Origin of the sequence: Pararhizobium arenae (assembly GCF_001931685.1) — a bacterium.
Lineage (GTDB): Bacteria > Pseudomonadota > Alphaproteobacteria > Rhizobiales > Rhizobiaceae > Pararhizobium > Pararhizobium arenae.
The window spans coordinates 1-25,345 of sequence record NZ_MOOY01000006.1 but is presented as its reverse complement, the minus strand read 5'-3'; the positions used below and the strand labels follow the sequence as shown (position 1 = coordinate 25,345).

The following is a 25,345-nucleotide window of genomic DNA, read 5'->3' as shown; positions in this document are numbered from 1 at the left end:
TGGCTGATTACGCTGCCGAAAGCACGCCGGCAAACTGCTCGACAGCCCAATCCACCTGATCCGCATTGATGACCAACGGCGGGGCGATTCGGATCGTGTCGCCATGGGTGTCCTTGGCGAGGATGCCGCGGTCCTTCAGGGCTTCGCAATATTTGCGGGCGCCGCCGGCTTCCGGAACGAGTTCGACGGCAATCATCAGGCCGCGGCCGCGCACTTCCTTGATGATGTTGGAGCGGATGTCCTTGAGGCCGGTCATGAAGCGCTCGCCCATGACGGCCGAGTTCTCGATCATGCCTTCCTCGGTCAGGGCCTTCAGCGCCGCGCGGGCGATGGCGCAGGCAAGCGGATTGCCGCCGAATGTCGAGCCGTGCTGGCCGGGCTTCAGCACGCCCAGAACCTCGGAGTTCGAAAGCACCGCCGAGACCGGATAGAAACCACCCGAAAGCGCCTTGCCGATCAGCGTCACGTCGGCCTCGATGCCTTCATGCTCTTCCGCCAGCAGCTTGCCGGTGCGGCCAAGGCCGGTCTGGATTTCATCAAGGATCAGCGTCACGCCGTGGCGGGTGCAGAGTGCGCGGACTTCCGGGAAGTAACCGGCCGACGGGATCATCACGCCGGCTTCGCCCTGGATCGGCTCGATCAGGAAGGCGACGGTGTTTTCGGTGATGGCATTGCGGAAGGCTTCGATATCGCCGAATGGCACGGTCCTGAAGCCCGGCGCGAAGGGGCCGAAGTTGGCGCGGGCATCCGGATCGGTGGAGAAGCCGACGATGCCCATGGTGCGGCCGTGGAAGTTGTTGGAGCAGACGATGATCTCCGCCTTGTCTTCCGGCACGCCCTTCACTTCATAGCCCCACTTGCGCACGGCCTTGATCGCCGTCTCCACCGCTTCGGCGCCGGAGTTCATCGGCAGGATCTTGTGGCTGCCGGTGAGGGCCGCCAGCTCTTCATAGAGATGGGCGAGCTGGTCGTTGCGGAAGGCGCGGGAGGTGAGCGTCAGCTTCTGCGCCTGCTCGATCATCGCGGCGAGAATCTTCGGGTGGCAATGGCCCTGGTTGACGGCGGAGTAGGCCGAGAGGCAGTCAAGATAACGGTTGCCGTCGATATCCCAGACATAAACGCCTTCACCGCGCGACAGGATGACGTCGAGTGGCTTGTAATTGTGGGCGCCGAGCCGGTATTCGGTTTCGATCAAAGCGGATGTCGTGTTCATTGCGGTCTCCGAGGTTCAGGCGCTGCGGGTGGGGCGATCGAAGATGCGGCGGCCAAAAAGGCTGGCGGTCATTTCGACAAGGATACGGGCGCTCTTGCCGCGATCGTCGAGGAACGGGTTGAGTTCGACGAGATCGAGCGAAGAGACGAGGCCGCTGTCGCAGAGCATTTCCATGATCAGGTGCCCTTCGCGGAAGGTTGCGCCGCCGGGAACGGTGGTGCCGACGCCGGGGGCAATGTCTGGATCGAGGAAATCGACGTCGAAGCTTACATGCAGGAGGCCATTTTGTGCGCGCACTTCGGCAAGGATCTCGCGCATGATCGGCGCAACGCCGATCTCGTCGATGGCGCGCATGTCATAGACATTGACGCCATGCTCGTTGATTTCCTCGCGCTCGCGCGGGTCGACCGAGCGGATGCCGACCTGATAGACCCGCTTCGGATCAACCAGAGGGCGGTTCCTGTCCAGGATCGGCGCGAATTCAGCTTCGCCGCAATAAAAGGCGACGGGCATGCCGTGCATGTTGCCGGACGGCGAGGTGGCCGGCGAATTGAAGTCGGCATGGGCATCGAGCCAGAGCACGAAGAGCGGACGGTTCTGCTCGGCGGCATAACGCGCCATGCCGGAAACCGTGCCCATGGCCAGCGCATGATCGCCACCGAGGATCAGCGGAAATCTTCCCGCGCGGGCGGCATCGTGCACGGCAGCATCCAACTCGCGGGTAAAGGCGGCGACGATCTGCAGGTTGTTGGCGCCTGGATAGTTGGCGAGGTCGCGAGCCGGCAAGGGACGCACGTCGCCTTCGTCGGTGACATCGTGGCCAAGCTCGGCGAGCATCGTATCGATGCCGGCGATGCGCAGCGCAGCCGGTCCCATGGCGGCACCCCGACGGCCGGAGCCTTCTTCAAGAGGAGCGCCGATGAGGGCAATTTTCTTGGTGGTTTCAGCCATGGTTTCCCCGCAGATTTCCGTAAGCCGCTTGTTGGAATTTTCCGGCATTATTGCCGTTTCGCCTGTGGGCAAAAAGAGGAAATTCTGTCAAAAAGATAACATCAGATGACCATTTTGACGGGTATGAGTTCGCATAATGATAAGCCTTGACGACCTCGATTATGAACTGATCGGCGCTCTTCGGCGCAATGCCCGCGCTTCCGTTTCGGCGCTATCGGCCGTGACAGGTGTATCGCGCGCCACGATTGCCGCCCGCATCGATCGCCTCGTCTCGTCGGGCACCATTGCGGCCTTCACCATCCGTACCGGAACCGAGGTGCATGGGGGCGGGGTGAGGGCGATCGTGATGATCGAGGTTCACGGCAAGATGGCCGACAAGGTGGCCGACCAGTTGCGCGGCATGCCGCAGGTGACGTCGCTGCATTCCACCAACGGCCGCTGGGATTTCATCGCCGAGCTGACCGATCGCGACCTCTCAAGTTTCGACGAAACGCTGCGGCGTATCCGGTTGATCGACGGTATCAACCTGACGGAGACCAACATTCTCCTGAAGACCAGCAAGATTTCGACGCCGATCGTTTGACGTTTGCGAGCCTTCAAGCTTCTCGGTCAGTATTCCTTTTCATAGAAGATGCCGCCGCCTGTGCCGTTGGCGCCGGCTTCGCCGCGCAGCTTCACGCCGCGGCCGACATCGAGGTTGATGATCGCCTTGCCGCCGCCAGCTTCGGAGCCTGATTGCAGTTCCAGATAGGTGCGATCGTTCAGATATTTGCCGGCCGTGACCTGCGCGCCGCCGCTGGAATCGGTGCTGACGTCCAGATCATCGACGCCGAGTTTGTTGCGAAGCCCGCCAAGCAGCGAATTCGAGCCGCCGCCGGCGAGCTCGGCCACGGCGCTGGCAAGTTGTGCGATCTGGAAAGCGGAAAGGTTGGAGAGCGAGCGGTTGAAGATCAGCTGCGCCAGGATTTCATCCTGCGGTAAGGCAGGCGAGGAGGAGAAGGTGACCGTCGGATTGTTGGCGAGGCCAACGACATTGACGGTGATCGTCGTCGAGCCGGCAGAAGACGTCGCAACGAGATCGAGTGCGGGAATAAGATCGCCGCCGAAGGTGATGGTGCCTTCGGTGAAAGTCAGGCGCTTGCCGAGGATTTCGAGGCGACCGCGACGCATTTCAAAACCGCCGGCGACGGCGGGTTGTGATGCGGTGCCACGGATCGTCAGATCGCCGTCGAGTTCGGCATCGATGCCGCGGCCGCGAACGAACAGGTTGTTCGGCGCGCTGACGACGAGATCGAAATTGATGTCGTTGCTTTTGCTGCGGCCGCCCGTGTCCTTCTTGAGGTCGGCTTGCATCCGGCGGACGTCGGCCGGCGCATTGCGGTGCTTGATATCGATGTCCGAGAGCGAAGGCGGCAGCTTTTCGGGAATGGTGATCGCCGCCTTGGTGATCGTCACCTGGCCGCCCACCACAGGCGAGGCGACCAGCGAGCCTTTGATCGTCACGGTGCCGTCAAGGCGGGCGGTCAGCAGCGTTCCATCGACATAATTGGCATTGTCGAGGCGGATGGAGAGATCGGCGGGAAAGCCTGAGCCGGGCTGGATGCCGACCGTGCCCGTTGCCGAAACGTTGCCGCCGCTGGCAAGCCGTCCGCCAAGTTCGTTGATTCGCGCCTGCCGGCCATCAAGTGCGATATTGGCCGCCAGATTGGTGATCGCCAGATTGCGGCGCACATCGACGAAACGGGCGCCTGATGTGGTGATGGTTCCGGTGACGACAGGCGCGCTGGCGTTGCCGGCGATTGCGACGTCCACACGGGCGTTGCCCGTCAGGGTGAAGCCCTGTTGGGAGAGAATGGCCGACAGAAGCGAGAAGGGCAGATCGCCATCGAATTTCATCGAGATCGGCCGGTTGCCGGCGATGCCGACCTTGCCGCCGCCGCGGAAGGAGAGGCCGCCAGCACCCGAAATCGTCGTTTGAAGGTCGACCGTGTTGTTGGCGAAGCGACCGTTGGCCACGATGTTCAGCCTGCCGACGCCTGCACTGCGGGCCTGGGCGACATTGGCGTTGTTCCAGCGGAGATCGTAGGCGACGACCGGTGCTGCCGCCGTGCCCTTGACGTTGACGGTGCCGGTAATCGCGCCCTCTGCGCCGAGCGATGGGACGAATGTGTTGATCAAGGCCGCCGGCAGCGAGGCGATCCTGACGTCGAGGCCGAGGTTTTCGCCGGCCTTTCCGCTAACCGTGACGGTGCCGCTCGAAGCGCCGAAGGCGAGGCTGTCGAGTGTTACCGTGCCGTTCTCGATGACGATGGTCGTGGGGCGAGCGAGCTTGACAGCGACCTTGCGCGGTGCGGCGTTGAAGGAGGCGAGGTTGACGGTGGTCTTGCCGCTCGCGTTCTGGATATCGCCGCGCAGCGCGAGCGGGGCGCCATCATATTTGCCGTCGAGGCGGACGTTGGTTTTTCCCCCCTGCTGGTCGAAATCGAGCTTCAGGCCGGTGAGGCGGTTGGTCCCTTGCGAGAAGGTTTCGACCGATAGATTGCCGCGAATGGCAAGCGCTGAAAGGTCGGCGATGGTGATATCGGCGACGGGCTTGGAGATTACGAGATCGCCGCGCTTGATGCCGCTACCGCTCGCTTTCAGAGCAACGGATGTCGTGCCATTGGCCGTGCGGATGTCTGCCGAGCCGGCGATATCGCCGCTCGCCTTTTCGCCCGCCATGGCCGCCAGAAGTGCGACATCTGGAAAATTGAAGGTGACGGCGCCATCCGGCTTGAAATCCTCGCTGAAATTGACCGCGCCATTCAGCGTGTTGTCACCGATGCGGGCTTCGAGTGTCGGGATGCTCGTGCGGCCGTCCTGGGAAACCAGGTCGGCCTTGACGTTGATCGCCTGTCCGCCGATGGCGCCGGTCGCGGTTACCTTTGCCTGCGGGTTTTTCGGATCGGCGGTTGCATCGATGCTGGCGACGAGGTCGCTCAGGGTGCGGCCGGCCATCGTCGCGCCGCTGGATGTGATTTCGGCCTTGATGACGGGGGCTTCGAGCGGGCCTGTGGCGTCGATCTTGAAACGCGCCATGCCGGAAGCATCGGCAAGTGCCTTGCCGATATCCGGCAGTTCGCCGGCAAGGGCGGCTTGCAGCTGGTTAGCCTTCAGCGATACGGAGCCCGCGGCGTTGACCGTGCCCGATGCGATCTGCAGATTGCTGACATCAACCGCGCCTTCCGCGCCGGTGGCGACGCGACCGGTGATGGCGATCGGTGCATCGAAACGGCTTGCTGCAGCCGGTGGCAGTGCGCCGGGCGCTGCCTGCAGCGAAAAGGTCATCGACAGGAGATTGTCGTCAAGCGTGAAGCGGCCATTCAGCGCGCCGTCCAGATTGGCGCTGTCTATGGCAACCGGTTCGAACGCGATGGCGCGGTTGGCGATGTTCAAGCGCGCATCGATTGCCACGGGGGCCTTCATGAGACGATCGATATTGGCATCGACGAACCGGGTGGAGCCGGCTTCGATGCGGGCGGTGATGACACCGCTCTGGGCCGTGGCATTGAAGGCATCACTGTGGGCCTTCAAGGTAACGGCGCCGATTTCGCCCTGTGGCAGGGAAAGGCTTGCTATATCCGCACTCACGTCAAGCGCGAGCGCTTCAAGGCGGCCCTTCACGGTGGCCGTGGCGCCATTGATCAGGGCGCGCATTTCGCCGTTTTCCTGAGGAAGCGTGAATTCGAGCTGCGGGCTGCCGGCAAGCGTGGCCACGAGATCGAGCGTCTCTCCAGCGGTGCCGTTTACGGTGAGGGTGCCGCCTTGGGTTCCGATCACGAAATCCTTGAGCTGGACGGCGCCGTTTTCGATCGCGACGGTTGTCGGGGTCGATATGGAGAGCGGGATGTCCTTCAGCGTCGCGGCCAGCGAATTGAGGGTGATATCCGTGCGGGTACCGTTGCTGGCGAGCGCGCCGGTCAGCGCAAGCGGCTTGTCGCCATAGCTGCCCTTGAGATCGAAATCCGTCTTTCCGTCCTGCTGCTGGAAGCCGAGCGTCAGCGCCTGCAGGCGGTTGTCGCCCTGGACGATTTCCTCGACGGAAACATTCCCGCGGATGGCGAGCGTCCGGAGATCGGCGATCGAAACGTCCGCAACCGGTTTGACGATCTTCAGACCGTTGCGCTCGATACCGGAGCCATTGGCCTTGATGGTGGCGGATGTCGTGCCATTGCGGCTTCCGATGACGACGGAACCGGCGAGATCGCCGGTTGCCTGCTGGCCGGCCATGGCGGCGAGAAGGGCGAGGTCGGGCAGGTTGAAGGCCAATTCGCCATTTGGAAGAAACTCCGGCGTCAGCATCAGCGAGCCGTTGAGCGTGTTGGTGCCGATTGTCGCTTCGAGCGTCGGGATGGTGATGTTGTTGTTTTGCGAAGCCAGGCTCGCCTTCACGTCGATGGCCTGACCGTCGATCGCACCGGTGGCGGTGATATCGGCGAGCGGGCTCGATGGGTTGGCCGTGCCATTGGCGGTAACGACGAGATCGCTCAGCGCGCGGCCGGCCAGGGTCGCGCCGTCGGACGTGATTTCGGCTTTCACGCCCAGCGTGGCGATGGCGCCGGATGTCTCGATCTTGAAGGCGGCAACACCCTTGGCGTCGGCGAGAAGCTTGCCGAGATCCGGCAGCGTGCCGGTGATGGCCGTGGTCAGGTTGCCGGCATCGAAACTGACATTGCCGGCGAGTTCCAGCGTACCGGATGTGACTGCGAGATCGCTCACGGAGACCGCGCCGTCTTCGGCGAGCGCGAGATTGCCGGTTGCGGCGATGGTGGTGTCGAATTTTTCCGAAAGCGCCGGTGGCAGTGTGTCAGGCATGGCAAACAGCTTGAAGGCCATGTCAAGGGTGTTGTCCGTCAGGTGGTAGGTGCCGCCAAGCGTGCCGCCAATGCCAGGGCTTTCCAGCGTCGCCGGGTTGAAGACGATGGTCTCGGGCGAGACGGCAAGCGTCGCATCGACCTTTGCCGGACCGCGCACGAGGCGGGCGAGATTCGGGTCGATAAGATTGATCGCACCTGTTTCGACATGCGCCTGCACCGGGCCGCTGCGGCCGGCGAGATCGAAGCTGTCGCTGGTGGCCGTGAGCTTGACCGCCTCGATGACACCTTGCGGCAGCGAGACGGTCGCCAGATTGGCGGAGAGTTCCAGCTTGGCTGCATTTGCCTGACCATCGAGCGAGAGCATGGCCGAATTGAGAGCGAGTTTGGTGTCGCCCTCGCGGCCGGCAATCGTCAGACCGACAGGGCCGTTCTTACCCGAGAGTGTTGCCTGCAGGTCGTTTTCGCCGGCGGTGTCGTAGGTGCCGGATGCGGCGATATCGAGCGCGCCGCTGGACAGCGTGCCACGTTCGATGCTGATCCGGGTGCCGCCGGACAGGACGGCAGCGAGGTCTATTGCGGTGTCGCCCTCAAAGAGCGGACGAAGGTTCTCCGGTAGCAGCGAGGCGAAGGTGCCGCCGCCGGTTACGGCCACATTGCGGCTGCCATCGGTGTTTTCGACATGACGGGCATCGACATCGAGAATCTGGCTGCCATCAAGTGCGGCGGTTGCCTTGCCCGCCCAGTTGGAGAGCGGGCCGTCGCCCTTGACGGCGATTTGCACGGCCGGCGTGCCTGGAAGCTGCAGGGCGCGCGAAAGCAGGCCGCCGCTGATATCGTTGACGGTCGCATCGAGCTTCAGCGTATTGGCCGAGGGATTGAAGACGATGTTGGCGATGGCCTTCGCATCCGGCTGATCGCGCTGAGCGACGGCGAGCGAAGTGGCGATGCTGGTGTTGGTGGCGTCAAGATTGCCGGTAAGGCTCAGGAACTGGTCGGCGCCGGCGATCTCCTTGCCGATGACGATTTCGGGCAGGTCGATAGCCCCGATTTTCACGTCGAGCGGCAGCGCGAAGGTCGAGCGGACTTCCTTGGTTTCCTGCGAGGGGATGGGCAGGCGCTCGACGCGTACGGTGCCGGCCTTGATCAGATTGGCATCGAAGCGTGAAGAGAAAAGCGCGGTCGGCGACCAGTCGATGGCGACGTCGCGGATTTCGGCATAGACGCCCTTGCTGTCGAAGAGCGTGACGGCCGAGGCCTTGAAATCGCCGGTCAGAAGCGCGCTGGGGTCCGAGATGCGGACGATCTGGTCCGGGGTCGAGGCATATTTTTCAATCAGCGACGCGACCATGCGCGCCCCGGGCGCGGTGAAACCGGCGAACAGGAACAGCAGGACGACGGCAACGACACCGAAACCGAGGAAATAGGCAAGCCAGCGTGCAGCGACTTTGAGGATCTGGACCGGACGATTCATGCTCTACCCATAACGCAAGTTGTGTCGCGGCGAAATTCATTCCGCGTCAAGGATTTGGTCGGCGCTGGCGCCGGACAGGTGTCAGACGGCTGATCCTCAGAAGGACTGGCCGATACCTGCATAGATGCCGTAGCTCGTGCCGCCCGGATAAGGGTTGAGCGGTACCGCAACGTCGAGACGGATCGGGCCGAACGGCGTCAGGTACCGAACACCGATACCGGCACCGGCCTTGATATCGGAGAAATCAGGCGCCGTGTTGGCCGAGACCGTGCCGACATCGACAAAAGGCACGAGACCGATCGTATCGGTGATCCCGATTCGCGCCTCGACAGTTGCGTTCACATAGGAACGACCGCCCAGAAGCTCGTCATCGTCGTTGCGCGGGCTGATTTCCTGATAGGAATAACCGCGCACCGTGCCGCCGCCGCCGAGATAGAAGCGCCGGGTCGCGGGAATATCGACCAGACCGTCGCCGCCGACAATGGTTCCCGCGGCAAGGCGACCGGCCAGCACGGTGCTGTTCTCGTCGCCAAATCCGTAATAGCCGGAAATCGAGCCTTCGAAAGACGAGAAGAAGGTCTGGCCGTTGAATTCGTAACTTGGCTTGGCATTGATCGAGGCGCGGTAGCCTTCGGTCGGGTTGAGCTTGTTGTCGCGCGTGTCGCGCACGAATTCGAACGGTAGAGCAGCCGTGAGGTATTCGTTGGTGCCGAAGGGGTCTTCGATATCGGCCCAGCTCAGTTCCGCGCCGCCGGAGAGCGTATCGACGTCCGAAAGCTCGAAGGTGGCGCCGGCCGCTCCGGTGAAAACCGTTGCGCTGTAGGCATCAGGGTCGAGCAGGGACGCCTTGAGGCTGGCGTTGAAGGTGGACGCCGGGCCGAAAGCGCCCGGTTTGGCAAAGAGGATACCGGCGTTGTAATCCAGCGAGCTGATGTCGTTTTCGCCGAGCCTGCTGACCGAGCCTTCGACACGCAGCGACTCGGCCTGGCCGAACAGGTTGCGGTGGCCCCAATAGCCCTGGATACCGAAGCCGTCCGTTGTCGAATACTGTGCGCCGCCGCCGAAATAGCGATGCTTGCCTTCGGAGACCTCAATGGTCAGCGGCAGCGAACCATCGGGTGCCAGTGCCGTCGGCTCCTTGATGGTAATGCTGGCAAAGACGCCGAGCGCGCGCAATCGCTCATTGGCCTTGCGGATTTCTTCCGGCGAATAGCGACCGCCCGTGTTCAGGCGGGAATAGTCCGCCACGAATTGCGGATCGACGGTCTTTGTGCCGATGACGGTGACCGCGCCAAACGGCGCGACAGTACCGCCCTCGGCAGCGATATCGATATCGACGGTATTGGTGGTGTGATCGGCGACGGCGGCCCGGCGGGTGAGCCTGGCGAGCGGGCGGCCTTCCGTCTTCAGGTCCTCAACCACCTGTTCGCCGGCCTTGATGATCAGTGTCGAGTTGGCCTGCGCGCCGGGAACAAGGTCGTAATCTTCGGGGTCCTTGCCAAGCGCATCGCCCTGGAGCGTGACCTTGCCGATGGTAAAGACAGGCCCGGGCGTAACGGTGACGCTCACGGGGATCGGCGCGCCTTCCGGGAAAACCGGGTCCGGCGGAAGGCTGTCGATATCCTGGCCATTGACGGTGATCGCAACGACGCCGCCATAACGGGCGTTTTCGTAAAGCGCCGCCAGCAGCCGGTCGCGATCATCGCGGGCGCGGATGACGAGGCCGAGATTGCCGGAAACCGGCTCTTCTTTCTCTTGGAAGAGGCGCGAGGCATTTTCCAGAGATTCCTTCAGGTCGTCGTCGGCTTTGCCGGTGTCGAGATCGAGCGTGTAATTGACGGGGTCGATAACCTCGGCGCTTTCGTCATCATCCTCGAAAAACGATATGCCGAAGATCTTGAAAGCATGGGCATCGCGCAGCGATGGCGGGGCACACAGCATCACGGCCAGAACCGCAAGTGCAGTCCCAGTCTTCCGATACGCACTACTTACAGTCGGCAGACGCTTCCGCATTCCGTCCTTCAGGCTACTCTCGACACAGGCCCGCCGTCATGGCAGGCGCAGAATTGCATGGCAAGGTTCTCCCTTTGTTAACGGCGACCCTACACACCTCGGCCGGATTGATGAAGCCGTGGAGGTGATTTTCTGAAAAAAGCGATACAGGCTGTGACCTTGAAGAAACAGAAGCCCCGGCAAGGCCAGGGCTTCAAGAGTTCAATCGTTAAAAATCAAGCGTGATCAACGCGGGCAATCATCGATGTAGCGGCGGCCGTAACGGTCGCGGTAGTAGCACTGGCCGGGCTGCTCCGTGACATTGCCGATGACCGCGCCGGAAACCCCGCCGATTGCAGCACCTACCGCTGCACCGCGGACGTCGCCGGTAATGGCGCCGCCGATGATGGCGCCGGAAACCGCGCCGATGCCGGCGCCCTTCTCCGTCTGGGTGCAGCTTGCGGCAGCCAGGGCAACCAGGACCAGAGCAATAGTTTTCTTCATTTCAATCTCCAAAAATGGGCAGCGCGATGTTTCGCGTCCGACCTTACCCCCGGGGAGGAGGAAACCTCTGGGTTTCATCCCTATAAGCTTGCAAACGAGAGGATAATTTGTCGCTCGATAAAGTCTACAGACAGCGCAAACGTTTCCTTCCGGAGCAAGAGAAGGCCATCAAAGCTGAACAAGGGCTGAAAGGTCTGTTCCCTGCGTCACAGGTTTTGGTGGTTTTGAATTCCGATTGCTCATTTTTACAATAAACTGATCATTTTTTCGCCAGCTTGACGCAAATCAAGAATGGGAGGATTGAAACCGGTAAAATAGTCTGGAATGGTTCAAAACTAGGGGCCATTTGCCGCAGGCTGGCCCGCGACGCCCATTTCGGGTTGACCCCAGGCATGTTTGCATCAAGAAGACGGCCTGGTTCTGGAGACGATGATGGATTTTGAAAGTTTCTTCAAAGGCGAGATCGCCGGGCTGCACCAGGAAGGTCGCTACCGCGTTTTTGCCGATCTGGAGCGCCAGCGCGGGCAGTTTCCCAAGGCGATCCGTTACGATGCCAACGGCAACAAGCATGATGTCACGGTCTGGTGCTCCAACGACTATCTCGGCATGGGGCAGCATCCGAAGGTGACCGAGGCGATGAAGCGCGCAATCGACGAATGCGGCGCTGGCGCGGGTGGCACCCGCAATATCTCGGGCACCAACCACCACCATGTTCTTCTGGAGCGTGAGCTTGCCGACCTGCACGGCAAGGAATCCGCGCTGTTGTTTACCTCCGGCTACGTGTCCAACTGGGCCGCACTCGGAACGCTCTGTTCGAAGATTCCCGGTGTGATCGTCTTCTCTGACGCCGGGAATCACGCTTCGATGATCGAGGGGATCAGGCACTCCAAGTGCGAGCGCGTTATCTTCAAGCACAATTCCGTGGCGGACCTCGAAGCGAAGCTTGCCGCCGCCGATCCGCGCGCACCCAAGATTGTTGCCTTCGAGAGCGTCTATTCGATGGACGGCGATATCGCGCCGATCAAGGACATCTGTGACGTCGCCGATAAATACGGCGCGATGACCTATCTCGACGAAGTTCATGCGGTGGGCATGTATGGTCCGCGCGGCGGCGGTATTGCTGAGCGCGAGGGCCTGATGGATCGTCTGACGGTGATCGAAGGCACGCTTGGCAAGGCTTTTGGCGTAATGGGCGGCTATATCGCGGCGTCGGCTGCGCTGTGCGATTTCATCCGTTCGTTTGCTTCCGGCTTCATCTTCACGACGGCACTTCCGCCGGCTCTTGCTGCCGGTGCCGTCGCCTCCATCCGCCACCTGAAGGAAAGCCAGGTCGAGCGTTTCGCCCATCAGGAACGGGTGCGCCGGCTGCGCAATCTGCTCGACAAGGCCGGCATTCCGCATATGGCCAATCCGAGCCATATCGTGCCTGTGATTGTCGGCGATGCCGCCAAGTGCAAATGGATTTCGGACCTGCTCCTCGACAATTGCGGCGTCTATGTCCAGCCGATCAACTATCCGACAGTGCCGAAGAAGACCGAGCGTCTGCGCATCACGCCGACGCCGCTGCATTCAGATGCCGATATCGAGCATCTGGTTGGCGCGCTGCATCAGCTCTGGTCGCGCTGCGCGCTGGCGCGGGCGGTCGCTTGAGCTCAGCCGGAATGAAGTGAAGATTGGCCGTCTGTCTCAGGCGGCCTTTTCTTTTGCGGCGATCACGTCGGCTGCTTCCGCCCGGGCTGCTTCATCCGCCGCAAAAACATCCTCCATGCCCGATGCTGCCGGAGTTGAGACGAGACGGTCCATGACCGCTTCGGCGATATCGGCCATGTCGAGGAAGCCGATGCGGCCGTCGACGAAGGCGTGGAAGGCGGTTTCTTCCGCCGCGTTCATGATCGCGCCCTGAAGGCCACCGCGCTGCATGGCCGTCCGGGCGAGGCGAAGCGCCGGGAAGCGTTCTTCATCCGGCGCTTCGAAATCAAGCCGCGCGAGCTTGGCAAAATCAAGACGATCGACATTGAGCAAGGGGCGATCCGGATAAGTGAGCGCGTAGCCGATGGCGGTGCGCATATCGGGGCAGCCAAGCTGGGCAATGACGGAACCATCGCGGTAGCCCACCATGGAATGGATGATCGATTGCGGGTGCACGACGACCTCGATCTGGTCGGGGTGCACGTCAAAAAGATGCTTTGCCTCGATCATCTCCAGTGCCTTGTTGAACATCGAGGCACTGCCGATGGAGATCTTCAGGCCCATCGACCAGTTGGGATGAGCGCGGGCAATATCGGCGGTGACGCCAGCCATGCGTTCGCGCGTCCAAGTGCGGAAGGGCCCGCCCGAAGCCGTCAGTACGATGCGCTCGACGGCGTGGCGCTGGTCGTCTTCCAGAGACTGGAAGATGGCGCTGTGTTCGCTGTCGACCGGGATCAGGCGTCCGCCGCCGGCATGGACGGCGGAGACGAAGAGGTCGCCGGCGGACACCAGACATTCCTTGTTGGCAAGCGCGATATCGGCGCCGCGGCGGGCGGCGGCGAGGGTGGGAGCGAGACCGGCGGTGCCGACGATGGCGGCCATGACCCAGCCGGCGTCACGTTCCGCTGCCTCGATCAGGCCGCTTCTGCCGGCGGCAACGGCGATGCCCGTGCCGGCTAATGCGGACTTAAGCTCACCGTAAAGCGCGTCATCGGCCGTAACGGCAAGTTCGGCGCCCGTTGCCTTTGCCTGTTGCACGAGCAGGGTGATGTTGTTGCTGCCGGTGAGCGCGGCGACTTCGAAGCGATCGCGACCGCCGAGTTGGGCAACCACGTCCAGCGTGTTGGTGCCGATCGAGCCGGTGGAGCCCAGAATGCTGATGCGTCGCTTGTTCCCGGCGCCGGATGCCATGGCCAAATCCCGTTTCTGTTTCGTGAAGGCTCTACAGTCGAAAGCGTCGTGCAACAAGAGTGTCGTGGAAATGTCAGGCGGTGAGCTGTAATACCAAGGATCGATGATAGGAACCTATAGGATGGCATCGGACTGGTTTCTGGCTAGGCGCGATGCGAGGGGCGATGCTCGCGCATCGGGCAAGCATCGCAACGACGCCAGAAACCAGTCCCATGCCACCTCCGGTCGGCTTCTCGGGTTTTCCGGCGGCGTCGAGGCCCTTGACCGATGCGCAAGCATCGCTCTGCGGACCTCTCCTAGCCGGAAAACCCGATCGAGCCGATCCTATAGGTTCCTATCATCGATCCTTGGTATAAGAAGGGGGCAGCGCTGCTTCGGGCTCGGAATGCGCCGGTTGACGGAGGAAAAGAGATGCTGCGATCTGTCTTGTTTCTGGGATGTGCCTGCGTGTTGATCGAGGCTGGCGCGGTCCAAACCGTTGAAGCCGGCACGGTACCACCGGGCCTTGTGGGAACATGGCTGGTCGAGGATATTCGCTCCGGTGGTGTGATCGACGATCTGCAGACCACGCTTGAGCTTCATGATGACGGCACCTATTCCGGGATGGCGGGGTGCAACAGCTACACCGGCGTCTTCACGGTCAGCGGGTTGCAGATCAGTTTCGCTCCGGCGGCGGCGACCCGAAAGCTGTGTCCGCCGGCGGTAATGGATCAGGAAACGAAGTTCTTCAAGGCTCTGTCCGAAGGGCTATCCTACGAACTTCAGGAAAATGGCGGACTGCGCTTCTTTGCCCTCGACTACACGGTGCCGCTGAGGCTCATCCGTCACGATCCGTTGAGCGACCTCGTGCTTCGGGTGCCATCGGCGGCCGGTGAACGATCCGAGATACGCTACGATTGCGGTGGGTTTGCCGTTACGGCCGAATATATCAATGCCGGTAATATTTCCCTTGTTCAACTGGCGATCGGCGAAACCGTTGTGATCGCCTCGAACGTCGTCTCGGCGTCCGGCGCCAAATATATGGGCGGGCCGTATTCGTGGTGGACGAAGGGCGAAGCAGCGACGCTCGTCGATTTGACCAAGGGCGGCGATGATGCCGGCGTGGAGTGCAAGCGCGCGCCTTGACGAGAGACAGTTTTGGAGGGTTACGTGTTTCCCCGCCGGGTTTTCGCGCCTGATTGGCGGGCTTGCGAAAGAACAACAAGCATCAGGACCGGCCAGAAAACGCAGGCTAGCAGTCCCATAAGGCGCGGCCGGTTCCACAGGGCGCGATTGTTCTCACCTTCGGCGAAGGTATAGTAGCCGCAGGCAAAGGCAATGACCACGTAGATTGCCTCCAGAATATAAAACGGGGTCAACGCGCGGGCCTCCTTAAGTGGAACTTTTACTCTATACTTTGGAACTCAGTGTATCACATCCGGTCTGATTGGTAATGTTGCCCAGAGACCGGAAGGTTTTTATTTTACAATTTTGATTAATGCTGATATACTAATTGGTGATTTTTTATTCGATACAACCAATTGTGGTGCATTCCGCTCGATATGGGCAAGCCGTAGATGCCCGCACTGGCGGATTTCACGAAACTGGGAACCCCGCATGAACCTCGATCACAGCGATACAGTTCAAGATCATAAACATGACCGCCTCGACGAACTTGGTTTCGGACGCGAGGGTCGCCGCACGACCGTTACCTGCGTCCAGTGCCAGAAGAGTTTCGAATGCTGGCAAGCCGGTGAGGTCGTTCAACCTCTCTGCGAGGAATGCCTGCTTGAGATCTGATGATATCGGCCGGACGCACGGCAGTTTTAAAGCATGTTCCTCGAACGCGTGCATCGGTTTTCCGCAACAGGCTGTAAGCCGAGATCTGATACGTTCTACGCCATCCGGGCGATGCGAACCCTGCGTATAATAAGGACAGTCTTGCCGGCGATCATACCCACCATCGCACCAGCCGCCTTCACAGAGGCGTCCGCAAATTGCGGATGACGCGAGGGCGAGATGAATTGCATGAGTTCGATGCCGAAAGCCGCAGCCAGCAGAAAGAGCGTCAGCGAAAGCCAGCGCCTCGGATAGGCAATCGCGAAAGCGCAGCCGATCAAAGCGAAAGCTGCCGCGCGATCAAAGGAAACGGTGAGCATGGTGTGCGGGCGAAGGCCGATGGGTGAGACGGTAACGAACACTACGGCTGCAATCAGAATCCAGCTGAATAGCTTGAAAAAAGTTTTTGTCATCATTCTGTAACAATAGCGAAAGGCCGCTATATTGCAACGCACAATGCCGGCCGCGGCCGGCGTGCGTTTCGGCGAAAAGCCTGGCATCGTCGCGAGGCTGGCTGTATCGCGAGCATGTTGACCATTGACGCCAGGGTTTTTCCGCGCGAACAGGCTGCAAGCAGAACAGCGGTCCGGTCTTGGCCGGGATGTGCTAGCTGTTCCTGCGGTTTGATAGTGAGACCGGCTTGATCGAACTCGAACAGGCCGCTGAAAGACGTGAGGAATAAACGTGCCGACTGCAAACTTGGACACGGGCGCCGATCTTCATCCGGAGACCGTTGTCGAATGGCCCTTCCGGGCGGAAGGCGCGGTCAGGATCAGAGTTCCGGCGCGCATCGGAGCCTACACGCTCATACGCAGCAGCGATATTGCAGCGGTCGGATCCATTGGTCGATATTGCACGATAGGTCCGGGGTTTCGATGCGGCGAGGCGGACTATCAGGCAAACTGGCTCGCTTCGTCGCCAGCATTTCATGAGCAGCAGACATTCGAGTGGGCGTTGGGGAAATACCCGGTTCGCCCCGCCCCCGATTTGCTTTCTGATCCGGTGATCGGAAACGATGTCTGGATCGGTCCCGACGTGTCCGTAACGCGTGGTGTGACGATCGGCGACGGGGCGATAGTCACGGCAAAAGCGCATGTGACCGAGGATGTACCGCCTTATGCTGTTGTCGAAGGTGCGCCGGCGAGGGTCACGCGCTATCGGTTCGCGCCGGAGGTCATTCGTGTCCTGCTGGCGGTAAAATGGTGGGACTTCGACGCGTTTGTGCTTCAGGATGTGCCGATGGAGGCACCGGCCAAGGCTGTTGCCATGATCATGCAGCTGGAAAAATCCGGAGCCATCCGTCGATCGCCGCCGCGCCATCAGGGGCTTTCGGAAAACGCGCGGCACAAGGCGGACGTAAAGTCTCTGGAGACGCTGGAATTGCCGTCGGATTCACTGCCGGCCGCGCGCGAACTGCTTGACGACATTGAGCGCTTTGCAACACAGGTGGTTCTGGCGCCGCTTGCCTTTGTGCCGCCGCCACCCAGCGATCAGCACATCATCCTGACCAGCGATTCCGGATATGCCGGAACCACTGCCTTCAGCTCCTATCTCTCCCAATCGAACGTGGTCCAAGCGCCGTTCGATGCCGTCAACCTGTCCTGCATTCGTGCAAAGCACGGCGTGCTTGCGGTGCTTGCCAAGCCGACGCGGGAAACGGTCATCAATTTTATCCGCGCCTGTGTTTTGGGGATTTCACTTGAAGAACATCCAAGTGAAGCGGCTGCCCGGCAAGCAAAGCAGCAGGCGCTGGCCTCGCTCTTTCGCAACGATGCGATGCGAACGGAGAGATTGCTTGCCCATGCGCGTCTGCTGCTGCGGGATGCGGAAGACGGCGAGATTGTTGGTGCGGTCTCCCGTTTCCTCAACAGCGCCTTGCGCATAAAGGGCAACGGACCTTTTCTTTACTGGCATAATCTTATTCCGCAGAGCCAGATCAACGTGTTTCCTCTGCTTGAGAACGCGACCTGCATTGCGATGACGCGCGACGTTCGGGATCAATACGTGTCCCATGCGCGCGCCAGCAAAGCCGATCCGGTCGCCATCGAAACCTACGTCAAGCGTCGCACCCGTCAGGTAAAAGAATTTTCAGCGGTCTCGCATCCGAACATCTGGAGCGTGGCCTACGAAGACTTCGTGCGCGATGACGGTTTGAGGCTCGATCTTCTCGAGAGGCTTGGAATTCCGCCGGAGAGCATCAACCCGGACAAAACACGTTTCAATCCTGCTGCGCTGCAGAAAAGGATCGGCATCTACAAGGGGTGGGCGGATCAGAATGCCATGCAGCAGCTTGCGGAGGCCCTGCCGTCACTGCTTCATGACTAAGAGGGTGGTGATCCCAATTGGATTCGAACCAATGGCCTCAGGATTAGGAATCCTGCGCTCTATCCTGCTGAGCTATGGGACCAGCCGCGAAAACCCTTACAAAAGCTCCGGCGCGAAGCCAAGCCCTTTTGTCGCCGTCCTCCTCTGATGTCCATAAACCGGCTCCAAATATTGCGGATCTCGGGGCTGGTATTCGCCTGTTTGCCAATGTTAATCAGGAAGCTCGCGAGTGAGGGGAGAGCCGCTTCGATTTTCCAGCGCAGGGTATTGAAGTAGCCCTGCCGGTCGAATCTGGGGTGACATGTTTCAGGACAGGGTGCGGGCGGAATGTATTTCGGCATTGATTGGGGCGGCACGAAAATGGAAATCATTGCGCTTGATCGCAATGGTGAAACGCGAGCCCGTCATCGCATAGCAACGCCCACAAGCGGATATGATGCCTGCATCCGCGCGGTGCTCGAACTCGTTGCCGCTGCCGAGCAGATGTCGGGCGAAAGCGGATCGATCGGCATCGGCATTCCCGGTAGCCCCAACCCGCGAACCGGGATCGTGCGCAATTCCAATGCGGTTCTCCTGAATGGGCGGGCTCTTGGTCGCGATCTCGAGCAGGCACTTGGAAGACCCGTGCGCCTAGCCAACGATGCCAATTGCCTTGCCGTATCGGAAGCCGTCGATGGCGCCGGCAAGAATGCGAATATCGTGTTCGGCATTATCGTCGGTACTGGCCATGGCGGCGGTCTGGCGATCGGAAAGCATGTGCATGCCGGCTATCAGGGGGTGGCCGCGGAGATCGGTCACTACCCGCTTCCGTGGATGACGCCGCAGGAATATCCGGGCCACAAATGCTGGTGCGGAAAACACGGCTGTCTCGATATGTATGCCTGTGGAACCGGCGTGGAGCTGGACTATCGGCTGACGACAGGGATCGACAGGCGCGGACGCGACATCATTGCCGACAAGCGGGCGGGCGATCTCGTCGCAACGGATGTCTATCGCCGTTTCGTTGATCGTCTCGCGCGCAGCCTGGCGCTGCTGACGAATGTGGTCGACCCCGACGTCTTCGTGCTGGGCGGCGGCATGTCCAACGTTGACGAAATCTATGACGAGTTGCCGCCGCTCATCGTGAACTATCTTTTCGGAGACACGTTCGAAACGCCCATCCGCAAGGCGGTTCATGGCGATAGTTCCGGCGTGCGCGGCGCTGCATGGCTTTGGAAGGACTAAAGCATGCCTCGCAACAATGTGCTGCGGTTTTGCGAAAAGACATGCTTAAAAAAAACGGAGACCTAAAGCGTATGAGCGAATCTAAGAGATCGCGACGCGCTTTAGGCGCGGCGCAGGTGCCGCGGGCAATGGTTGCCGGAATTTCTCGGCGAGGAAGGGAAGAGGCATGACGATAGAAGACGATATCGAGCGGATTGCGTTGCAGGAACGCGAGTTGCAGTTCGAGCGGTTTGATCCGGAAGACGCCTGGGAGCTTGGCGCGCGACTGCGGACGATGGCGAGCGACCGCAAGCTGGGCGTCGTCATCGATATTACGCTTTTCTCCATGCCGCTTTTCTACACGGCACTCGAAGGTGCAACCCCGGACAATCCGAACTGGGTGCGTCGCAAGCGCAACTGCGTGTTCCGGTTCTTCAAGAGCAGCTATGCCGTCGGCCTCTCGCTTGCCAAGCAGGAGAGTTCGCTGCAGGCCAAGTTCGGTCTGCCTGACAGCGAATTTGCAAGTCACGGCGGCAGTTTTCCCATCACCGTCAAGGGCACAGGCGTCATCGGCGCCGTCACCGTTTCAGGTCTGCCGCAACGCGAGGACCATGCAATGGTGGTCGAAGCACTCTGCGAAATCCTCAACAAGGATCACGATGCCCTGAAACTTGGCTGAGCTTCAGCCGTTTCCAGCCGATGTCTCCCCTTTGAAGCAGAAACACTGAAAGGTCTGTCGATGGATGTCCATGATCTAGCCGCAGAATTGAAAGACTGGCTCGAGACCAAGGCCTTGCCGCTCTGGCGGGAAGAGGGTTTCGACACGGAGGGCGGCGGTTTTGTCGAAACCATCGATATGGCGGGGAAGGCGACCCGGGCCAATCGTCGGTCGCGGGTGCAGCCGCGGCAGGTCTATTGTTTTGCGGAGGCTGGAAGGCGCGGCTGGCAGGGGGACTGGAAGCCGGTTGCGGAAGCTGGCCTTGCCTATTTCGATCGGGTCTACCTCCAGCCGAACGGTTTTTACGGCGCCCTTGCCGATGCGGATGGCACGCTGATCGACGCGAGCTTCGATCTCTACAATCAGGCTTTCGCGCTTCTGTCTTTTGCCTATCTGGCCGAAGTGTTTCCGGAGCGACGAGCCGAAATGATCGGGCGCAGCAACGGTCTCAGGGAAAAGCTTGAAGCCTATTGCAAACATCCCGTTGCCGGCTTCGAGGAGGACAATCCGCCGCGGCTGCCGTTGTGCTCCAATCCGCATATGCATCTGTTCGAGGCGTGCCTTGCCAGCGAAGAGGTCGAGGGTTTCGATCAGGTCGCCTGGGCCAACCTCGCCGACGAGATTGCAACGCTTTGCATGGACAGCTTCATCGATCGGGAAACCGGCGCGCTGCGGGAGTTTTTCGATCACGACTGGCAGCCGATGGCGGGGGAGAAGGGGCGAATCGTCGAACCGGGCCATCAGTTCGAATGGGCCTGGCTGCTGCTTCGCTGGAGCGAGCGGCGCGGCAATGCCGAGGCCATCGTCAAGGCGAGGCGGCTGTTCGAGATCGGCGAGCAATACGGTATCCCTGTCAGCCGCGATGTCGCCGTGATGACCTTGCTGGATGATTTTTCGGTGGCCGATCCGATCGCGCGCCTCTGGCCACAGACGGAATGGCTGAAGGCGGCGATCCGCTTTGCGACGCTGACGGATGGCGAAGAGCGGGCGCGCTATCTGCGCTCTGCTACGCGTGCGGCCTATGCTCTCAAGGGTTTTCTGTCTGTTCCTGTCGCAGGGCTGTGGCGGGACAAGCAGAAGGAGGACGGCAGCTACATCGAAGAGCCCGCACCGGCCAGCAGCTTCTATCATATTCTCTGCGCAATCTATGAGATGGATGATTGTTTGGAGGCAGTAGGCAGTAGGCAGTAGGCGATATAGGCCATCGGAAGCCTTGGTGCCTTGGCTTGATCATGTCCGTTCTTCTATTGCCTATTGCCTAACCCGATTTCTCAAGCGGCCCGCCTTATAAGCGGGCCGTTTGCTTTGAGGTCAACGACAATCATATATTGACATAAAGATATCTTTATGTGATTTCGATAGTCCATTGTCGTTTTCAGAACGGGAGATTTCCCATGTCCGCCATCAACGCTCTCTTCGGCGATGTCTTGCCGAAACAGGATGGAACCGAAATCTTCCGGGCGCTGAAGGCGGCGGCGAGTGAGCGCATCCTGATCATGGATGGCGCAATGGGAACGGAAATCCAGCAGCTCGGTCTCAAGGAAGATCATTTTCGGGGCGAGCGGTTTCAGGCCTGCGAATGCCATCTGCAGGGCAACAACGACCTTCTGACGCTGACCCAACCCGGCGCGATCGAAGAAATTCACTACCAGTATGCGATCGCCGGCGCCGATATCCTCGAAACCAACACCTTCTCCTCCACCTCGATCGCCCAGGCCGACTACGGCATGGAAGAGATGGTTTACGAGCTGAACCGCGACGGAGCCCGGCTTGCGCGGCGCGCGGCCCTGCGGGCGGAAAAAGTCGATGGCCGCCGCCGCTTCGTGGCCGGCGCGCTTGGACCAACCAACCGAACTGCTTCGATCTCGCCTGACGTCAACAACCCCGGCTACCGCGCGGTGACCTTCGACGATCTGCGCATCGCCTATGCCGAGCAGCTGCGCGGTTTGATCGATGGCGGCGCCGATATCATCCTGATCGAGACGATCTTCGATACGCTGAACGCCAAGGCCGCCATTTTCGCGACCGAGGAAGTGTTCATCGAAAAGGGTATCCGTCTGCCGGTGATGATTTCCGGCACGATCACCGACCTTTCCGGCCGTACGCTCTCCGGCCAGACGCCGACGGCCTTCTGGCATTCCGTACGCCATGCCGATCCCTTCACCATCGGCCTCAACTGCGCGCTCGGCGCCAATGCGATGCGCGCGCACCTCGCCGAAATTTCCGGCGTGGCGGACACTTTCGTCTGCGCCTATCCCAATGCAGGTCTCCCGAACGAATTTGGCCAGTATGACGAAAGCCCGGAGGAAATGGCCGCCCAGATCGAGGGCTTCGCCCGTGACGGTCTCGTCAACATCGTCGGCGGCTGCTGCGGTTCGACGCCGGCGCATATCAGGGCGATCGCCGAGGCCGTTGCCAAGCATCCGCCGCGCGCGATCCCTGACGTGCCGCGCCTGATGAAGCTGTCGGGGCTCGAACCCTTTACGCTGACCAAGGATATCCCCTTCGTCAATGTCGGCGAGCGCACCAACGTCACCGGCTCGGCGAAATTCCGAAAACTGATCACGGCCGGCGACTATGCGGCGGCTCTCGGTGTGGCGCGCGATCAGGTGGCCAACGGTGCCCAGATCATCGACATCAACATGGACGAGGGCCTGATCGATTCGAAGCAGGCGATGATCGAGTTCCTGAACCTCGTTGCCGCCGAGCCGGATATCGCCCGCGTTCCCGTGATGATCGATAGCTCCAAATGGGAGGTGATCGAAGCCGGCCTGAAATGCGTGCAGGGCAAGCCGCTGGTCAATTCGATCTCGATGAAGGAGGGTGAGGAAGCTTTCCTGCATCACGCCAGGCTCTGCCGGGCCTATGGAGCGGCCGTCGTGGTGATGGCATTCGACGAACTGGGGCAGGCCGATACCAAGGAACGCAAGGTCGAAATCTGCACCCGCGCCTACCGGCTGCTCACCGAAAAGGCGGGTTTCGCACCCGAGGATATCATCTTCGATCCCAACATTTTCGCAGTGGCGACTGGGATCGAGGAGCACAACAATTACGGCGTCGATTTCATTGAGGCGACGCGGACGATCATCGAGACGCTGCCGCATGTGCACATATCCGGTGGTGTTTCCAACCTGTCCTTCTCGTTTCGCGGCAACGAGCCGGTGCGCGAAGCCATGCACGCTGTCTTCCTCTATCACGCCATCCAGGCCGGCATGGATATGGGCATCGTCAATGCCGGGCAGCTCGCCGTCTACGACACGATCGAGCCCGAGCTGCGCGAGGCCTGTGAGGACGTGGTTCTCAACCGGCGCGGCGATTCGACCGAACGGCTGTTGACGCTCGCCGAGCGTTTCAAGGGTGCGGCCGGCAAGGAAGCCAAGGAGCGGGATCTGAAGTGGCGCGAATGGCCGGTCGAAAAGCGGCTGGAGCATGCGCTGGTCAACGGCATCACCGAGTTTATCGATGCTGATACGGAAGAAGCACGCCAGAATGCCGAGCGGCCGTTGCATGTCATCGAAGGCGCATTGATGGCCGGCATGAACGTGGTGGGTGATCTCTTCGGTGCCGGCAAGATGTTCCTGCCGCAGGTGGTGAAGTCGGCGCGCGTGATGAAGCAGGCCGTGGCCGTGTTGCTGCCTTACATGGAAGAGGAAAAGCGCGCCAATGGCGGCGGCGAAGAGCGTCAGAGCGCCGGCAAGGTGCTGATGGCAACCGTCAAGGGCGATGTGCATGATATCGGTAAGAACATCGTCGGCGTCGTGCTTGCCTGTAACAACTACGAGATCATCGACCTCGGCGTCATGGTGTCTTCAACAAAAATCCTGGAAACGGCGCGAGCGGAAAAGGTCGATATCATCGGCCTGTCGGGTCTGATCACGCCGTCGCTCGACGAGATGGTGCATGTCGCCTCCGAAATGGAGCGTGAGGGATTTGACATTCCCCTGCTGATTGGCGGCGCAACGACGAGCCGGGTGCACACAGCAGTCAAGATCAATCCACGCTACGAGCGGGGGCAGACGGTTTATGTCACGGATGCCAGCCGTGCCGTGGGCGTGGTTTCCAGCCTGCTTTCTCCGGATGCCAAGGATAGCTACGTCGAAACTCTGAGGGCCGAATACCGCAAGGTTGCCGAGGCCCATGCCCGCAATGAGCTTGAAAAGCAGCGCTTGCCGCTCGAAAAGGCGCGCGCCAACGCCCACAAGATCGATTGGCAGGCCTACAAGCCGAAAACACCGAGCTTTCTGGGTACGCGGGTCTTTCAGGGCTGGGATCTCGCAGAGCTTGCCGCCTATATCGACTGGACGCCTTTCTTCCAGACCTGGGAGATGAAAGGCGTCTACCCGAAAATCTTGGATGACGAGCGACAGGGCGAAGCCGCGCGTCAGCTTTTTGCCGATGCGCAGGCGATGCTCGAAAAGATCGTCGCGGAAAAGTGGTTCGCGCCGAAGGCCGTCATCGGCTTCTGGCCTGCGGGGGCAGTGGGTGACGATATCCGCCTCTTCACCGACGATACGCGACAGGTCGAGCTGGCCACCTTCCACACGCTGCGCCAGCAGATGACCAAACGGGACGGGCGTCCCAATGTGGCGCTTTCCGATTTCGTCGCGCCGATCGAGAGTGGCTGCCGAGATTACATCGGCGGCTTCGTCGTGACGGCAGGCATCGAGGAGGTGGCGATTGCGGAACGTTTCGAGCGAGCCAATGACGACTATTCCTCGATCCTTGTGAAAGCGCTGGCGGACCGTTTTGCGGAGGCCTTCGCCGAGCGGATGCACGAATATGTGCGCAAGGAGCTCTGGGCCTACGCGCCACAGGAGGATTTTGTACCCAGCGATCTCATCGCTGAACCCTATGCCGGCATCCGCCCGGCGCCGGGATATCCGGCACAACCTGACCATACCGAAAAGACCACCCTGTTCGATCTTCTACAGGCCGAGGCCGAAATCGGCGTCAGCCTGACCGAGAGTTTTGCGATGTGGCCCGGATCCTCCGTCTCCGGACTCTACATCGGCCATCCGGACGCCTACTATTTCGGCGTCGCCAAGGTCGAGCGTGATCAGGTGGAAGATTATGCCGCGCGCAAAGGTATGGCGGTGGAGGCCGCAGAGCGTTGGCTGGGGCCGATCCTGAATTACGTTCCGTCCCAAAGAATGGCTGCGGCGGAATAGGCTGAGAACAGCAGCCAGGAACACTGAAGTTTGTGTGTGGTCGAAGGGCGGTGCAGGGCACCGCCTTACCTGTTTTCACGACATCCATCAGCCCCTTCAGCGCGCAAATCAGCCCCGCCGGTATTTTTGACTATTTGGACAAGATTTTGGGATTTGGTTTGTGTGTTGTTTGGCTGGCTTTGTGTGTGATTTGAGTGTTTGGGTGGTTTGTTTTTGAAATTAGTGTTTGATTTCATGTGGTTGTTA

Annotated in this window: 18 protein-coding genes and 1 tRNA gene; 8 read left to right on the top strand and 11 right to left on the bottom strand. The window is 60.6% G+C overall.

Going from position 1 to position 25,345, the window contains the following annotated elements:
• Positions 1-7 precede the first annotated feature (7 nt).
• Complete coding sequence (gene rocD, locus BLX89_RS14195; protein WP_075291581.1) at positions 8-1,213, bottom strand: ornithine--oxo-acid transaminase; 1,206 nt, start codon at positions 1,211-1,213, stop codon at positions 8-10.
• Between the two features lie 15 nt (positions 1,214-1,228).
• The gene (gene rocF / locus BLX89_RS14190) at positions 1,229-2,164 is read right to left on the bottom strand and encodes an arginase (protein WP_075291942.1); all 936 of its coding nucleotides are present in this window, start codon (positions 2,162-2,164) and stop codon (positions 1,229-1,231) included.
• Positions 2,165-2,300: 136 nt separating this feature from the next.
• On the opposite strand from rocF, the gene BLX89_RS14185 reads away from it, so the two are divergent.
• Positions 2,301-2,747: an Lrp/AsnC family transcriptional regulator gene (locus BLX89_RS14185; RefSeq protein ID WP_075291580.1), complete on the top strand. Its 447-nt coding sequence runs from the start codon at positions 2,301-2,303 to the stop codon at positions 2,745-2,747.
• Positions 2,748-2,773: 26 nt separating this feature from the next.
• Here BLX89_RS14185 and BLX89_RS14180 read toward each other — a convergent pair whose 3' ends face one another.
• From BLX89_RS14180 to BLX89_RS14170, 3 genes are all read right to left on the bottom strand, one after another.
• Positions 2,774-8,491 (bottom strand): translocation/assembly module TamB domain-containing protein, encoded by a 5,718-nt coding sequence (locus BLX89_RS14180; protein ID WP_075291579.1) that lies wholly within the window; start codon positions 8,489-8,491, stop codon positions 2,774-2,776.
• A 96-nt stretch (positions 8,492-8,587) separates the two neighbouring features.
• Positions 8,588-10,504 (bottom strand): autotransporter assembly complex protein TamA, encoded by a 1,917-nt coding sequence (locus BLX89_RS14175; RefSeq protein ID WP_075291578.1) that lies wholly within the window; start codon positions 10,502-10,504, stop codon positions 8,588-8,590.
• 225 nt (positions 10,505-10,729) lie between these two features.
• Positions 10,730-10,987: a YMGG-like glycine zipper-containing protein gene (locus BLX89_RS14170; protein ID WP_075291577.1), complete on the bottom strand. Its 258-nt coding sequence runs from the start codon at positions 10,985-10,987 to the stop codon at positions 10,730-10,732.
• 432 nt (positions 10,988-11,419) lie between these two features.
• Here BLX89_RS14170 and hemA point away from each other — a divergent pair, with 432 nt between their 5' ends.
• The gene (gene hemA, locus BLX89_RS14165) at positions 11,420-12,637 is read left to right on the top strand and encodes a 5-aminolevulinate synthase (RefSeq protein ID WP_075291576.1); all 1,218 of its coding nucleotides are present in this window, start codon (positions 11,420-11,422) and stop codon (positions 12,635-12,637) included.
• 36 nt (positions 12,638-12,673) lie between these two features.
• Here the strand turns inward: hemA and dxr are convergent, their stop codons facing one another.
• Complete coding sequence (dxr, locus tag BLX89_RS14160) at positions 12,674-13,867, bottom strand: 1-deoxy-D-xylulose-5-phosphate reductoisomerase (protein ID WP_075291575.1); 1,194 nt, start codon at positions 13,865-13,867, stop codon at positions 12,674-12,676.
• 411 nt (positions 13,868-14,278) lie between these two features.
• Here dxr and BLX89_RS14155 point away from each other — a divergent pair, with 411 nt between their 5' ends.
• Positions 14,279-14,992, top strand: coding sequence for an META domain-containing protein (locus tag BLX89_RS14155; RefSeq protein WP_075291574.1), 714 nt, complete (start codon positions 14,279-14,281; stop codon positions 14,990-14,992).
• Positions 14,993-15,012: 20 nt separating this feature from the next.
• On the opposite strand, the gene BLX89_RS14150 is transcribed toward BLX89_RS14155, so the two are convergent.
• From BLX89_RS14150 to BLX89_RS25035, 3 genes are all read right to left on the bottom strand, one after another.
• Complete coding sequence (locus tag BLX89_RS14150; protein ID WP_075291573.1) at positions 15,013-15,225, bottom strand: hypothetical protein; 213 nt, start codon at positions 15,223-15,225, stop codon at positions 15,013-15,015.
• A 217-nt stretch (positions 15,226-15,442) separates the two neighbouring features.
• A complete protein-coding gene (locus BLX89_RS14145; RefSeq protein ID WP_075291572.1) occupies positions 15,443-15,700 on the bottom strand; it encodes a hypothetical protein in 258 nt (85 codons plus the stop codon).
• Positions 15,701-15,741: 41 nt separating this feature from the next.
• The gene (locus BLX89_RS25035; protein WP_245292832.1) at positions 15,742-16,392 is read right to left on the bottom strand and encodes a VanZ family protein; all 651 of its coding nucleotides are present in this window, start codon (positions 16,390-16,392) and stop codon (positions 15,742-15,744) included.
• On the opposite strand from BLX89_RS25035, the gene BLX89_RS25340 reads away from it, so the two are divergent.
• Positions 16,370-18,010, top strand: a complete 1,641-nt coding sequence (locus BLX89_RS25340; protein ID WP_280950583.1) for a CatB-related O-acetyltransferase — start codon at positions 16,370-16,372, stop codon at positions 18,008-18,010. The two genes, BLX89_RS25035 and BLX89_RS25340, sit on opposite strands and share 23 nt — an antisense overlap.
• 5 nt (positions 18,011-18,015) lie before the next feature.
• On the opposite strand, the gene BLX89_RS14130 is transcribed toward BLX89_RS25340, so the two are convergent.
• Positions 18,016-18,092 (bottom strand) — tRNA-Arg (locus BLX89_RS14130).
• A 245-nt stretch (positions 18,093-18,337) separates the two neighbouring features.
• Between BLX89_RS14130 and BLX89_RS14125 the strand changes: the two genes are divergently transcribed.
• The 4 genes from BLX89_RS14125 (at position 18,338) to metH (ending at position 25,099) form a co-directional block, all read left to right on the top strand.
• Positions 18,338-19,234 (top strand): ROK family protein, encoded by an 897-nt coding sequence (locus tag BLX89_RS14125; protein ID WP_075291569.1) that lies wholly within the window; start codon positions 18,338-18,340, stop codon positions 19,232-19,234.
• 166 nt (positions 19,235-19,400) lie between these two features.
• Positions 19,401-19,892: a heme-degrading domain-containing protein gene (locus tag BLX89_RS14120; protein WP_075291568.1), complete on the top strand. Its 492-nt coding sequence runs from the start codon at positions 19,401-19,403 to the stop codon at positions 19,890-19,892.
• A 54-nt stretch (positions 19,893-19,946) separates the two neighbouring features.
• The gene (locus tag BLX89_RS14115) at positions 19,947-21,122 is read left to right on the top strand and encodes an AGE family epimerase/isomerase (protein WP_198935155.1); all 1,176 of its coding nucleotides are present in this window, start codon (positions 19,947-19,949) and stop codon (positions 21,120-21,122) included.
• Positions 21,123-21,325: 203 nt separating this feature from the next.
• Complete coding sequence (gene metH, locus BLX89_RS14110; protein WP_075291566.1) at positions 21,326-25,099, top strand: methionine synthase; 3,774 nt, start codon at positions 21,326-21,328, stop codon at positions 25,097-25,099.
• 65 nt (positions 25,100-25,164) lie between these two features.
• Here the strand turns inward: metH and BLX89_RS24870 are convergent.
• Positions 25,165-25,345, bottom strand: a 181-nt coding sequence (locus tag BLX89_RS24870; RefSeq protein ID WP_210187154.1) for a hypothetical protein, incomplete at its 5' end; no start/stop codon positions are given.

Bases quoted from the DNA above. Each gene is read 5' to 3' on its own strand.
- BLX89_RS14170 (WP_075291577.1), bottom strand. From the start codon at position 10,987: ATGAAGAAAACTATTGCTCTGGTCCTGGTTGCCCTGGCTGCCGCAAGC.
- dxr (WP_075291575.1), bottom strand. From the start codon at position 13,867: ATGGCATCCGGCGCCGGGAACAAGCGACGCATCAGCATTCTGGGCTCC.
- BLX89_RS14125 (WP_075291569.1), top strand. From the start codon at position 18,338: ATGTATTTCGGCATTGATTGGGGCGGCACGAAAATGGAAATCATTGCG.
- BLX89_RS14155 (WP_075291574.1), top strand. From the start codon at position 14,279: ATGCTGCGATCTGTCTTGTTTCTGGGATGTGCCTGCGTGTTGATCGAG.
- rocF (WP_075291942.1), bottom strand. From the start codon at position 2,164: ATGGCTGAAACCACCAAGAAAATTGCCCTCATCGGCGCTCCTCTTGAA.
- BLX89_RS14120 (WP_075291568.1), top strand. From the start codon at position 19,401: ATGACGATAGAAGACGATATCGAGCGGATTGCGTTGCAGGAACGCGAG.
- rocD (WP_075291581.1), bottom strand. From the start codon at position 1,213: ATGAACACGACATCCGCTTTGATCGAAACCGAATACCGGCTCGGCGCC.
- metH (WP_075291566.1), top strand. From the start codon at position 21,326: ATGTCCGCCATCAACGCTCTCTTCGGCGATGTCTTGCCGAAACAGGAT.
- BLX89_RS14145 (WP_075291572.1), bottom strand. From the start codon at position 15,700: ATGCACGCGTTCGAGGAACATGCTTTAAAACTGCCGTGCGTCCGGCCG.
- BLX89_RS14175 (WP_075291578.1), bottom strand. From the start codon at position 10,504: ATGCGGAAGCGTCTGCCGACTGTAAGTAGTGCGTATCGGAAGACTGGG.
- hemA (WP_075291576.1), top strand. From the start codon at position 11,420: ATGGATTTTGAAAGTTTCTTCAAAGGCGAGATCGCCGGGCTGCACCAG.
- BLX89_RS14185 (WP_075291580.1), top strand. From the start codon at position 2,301: ATGATAAGCCTTGACGACCTCGATTATGAACTGATCGGCGCTCTTCGG.
- BLX89_RS14180 (WP_075291579.1), bottom strand. From the start codon at position 8,491: ATGAATCGTCCGGTCCAGATCCTCAAAGTCGCTGCACGCTGGCTTGCC.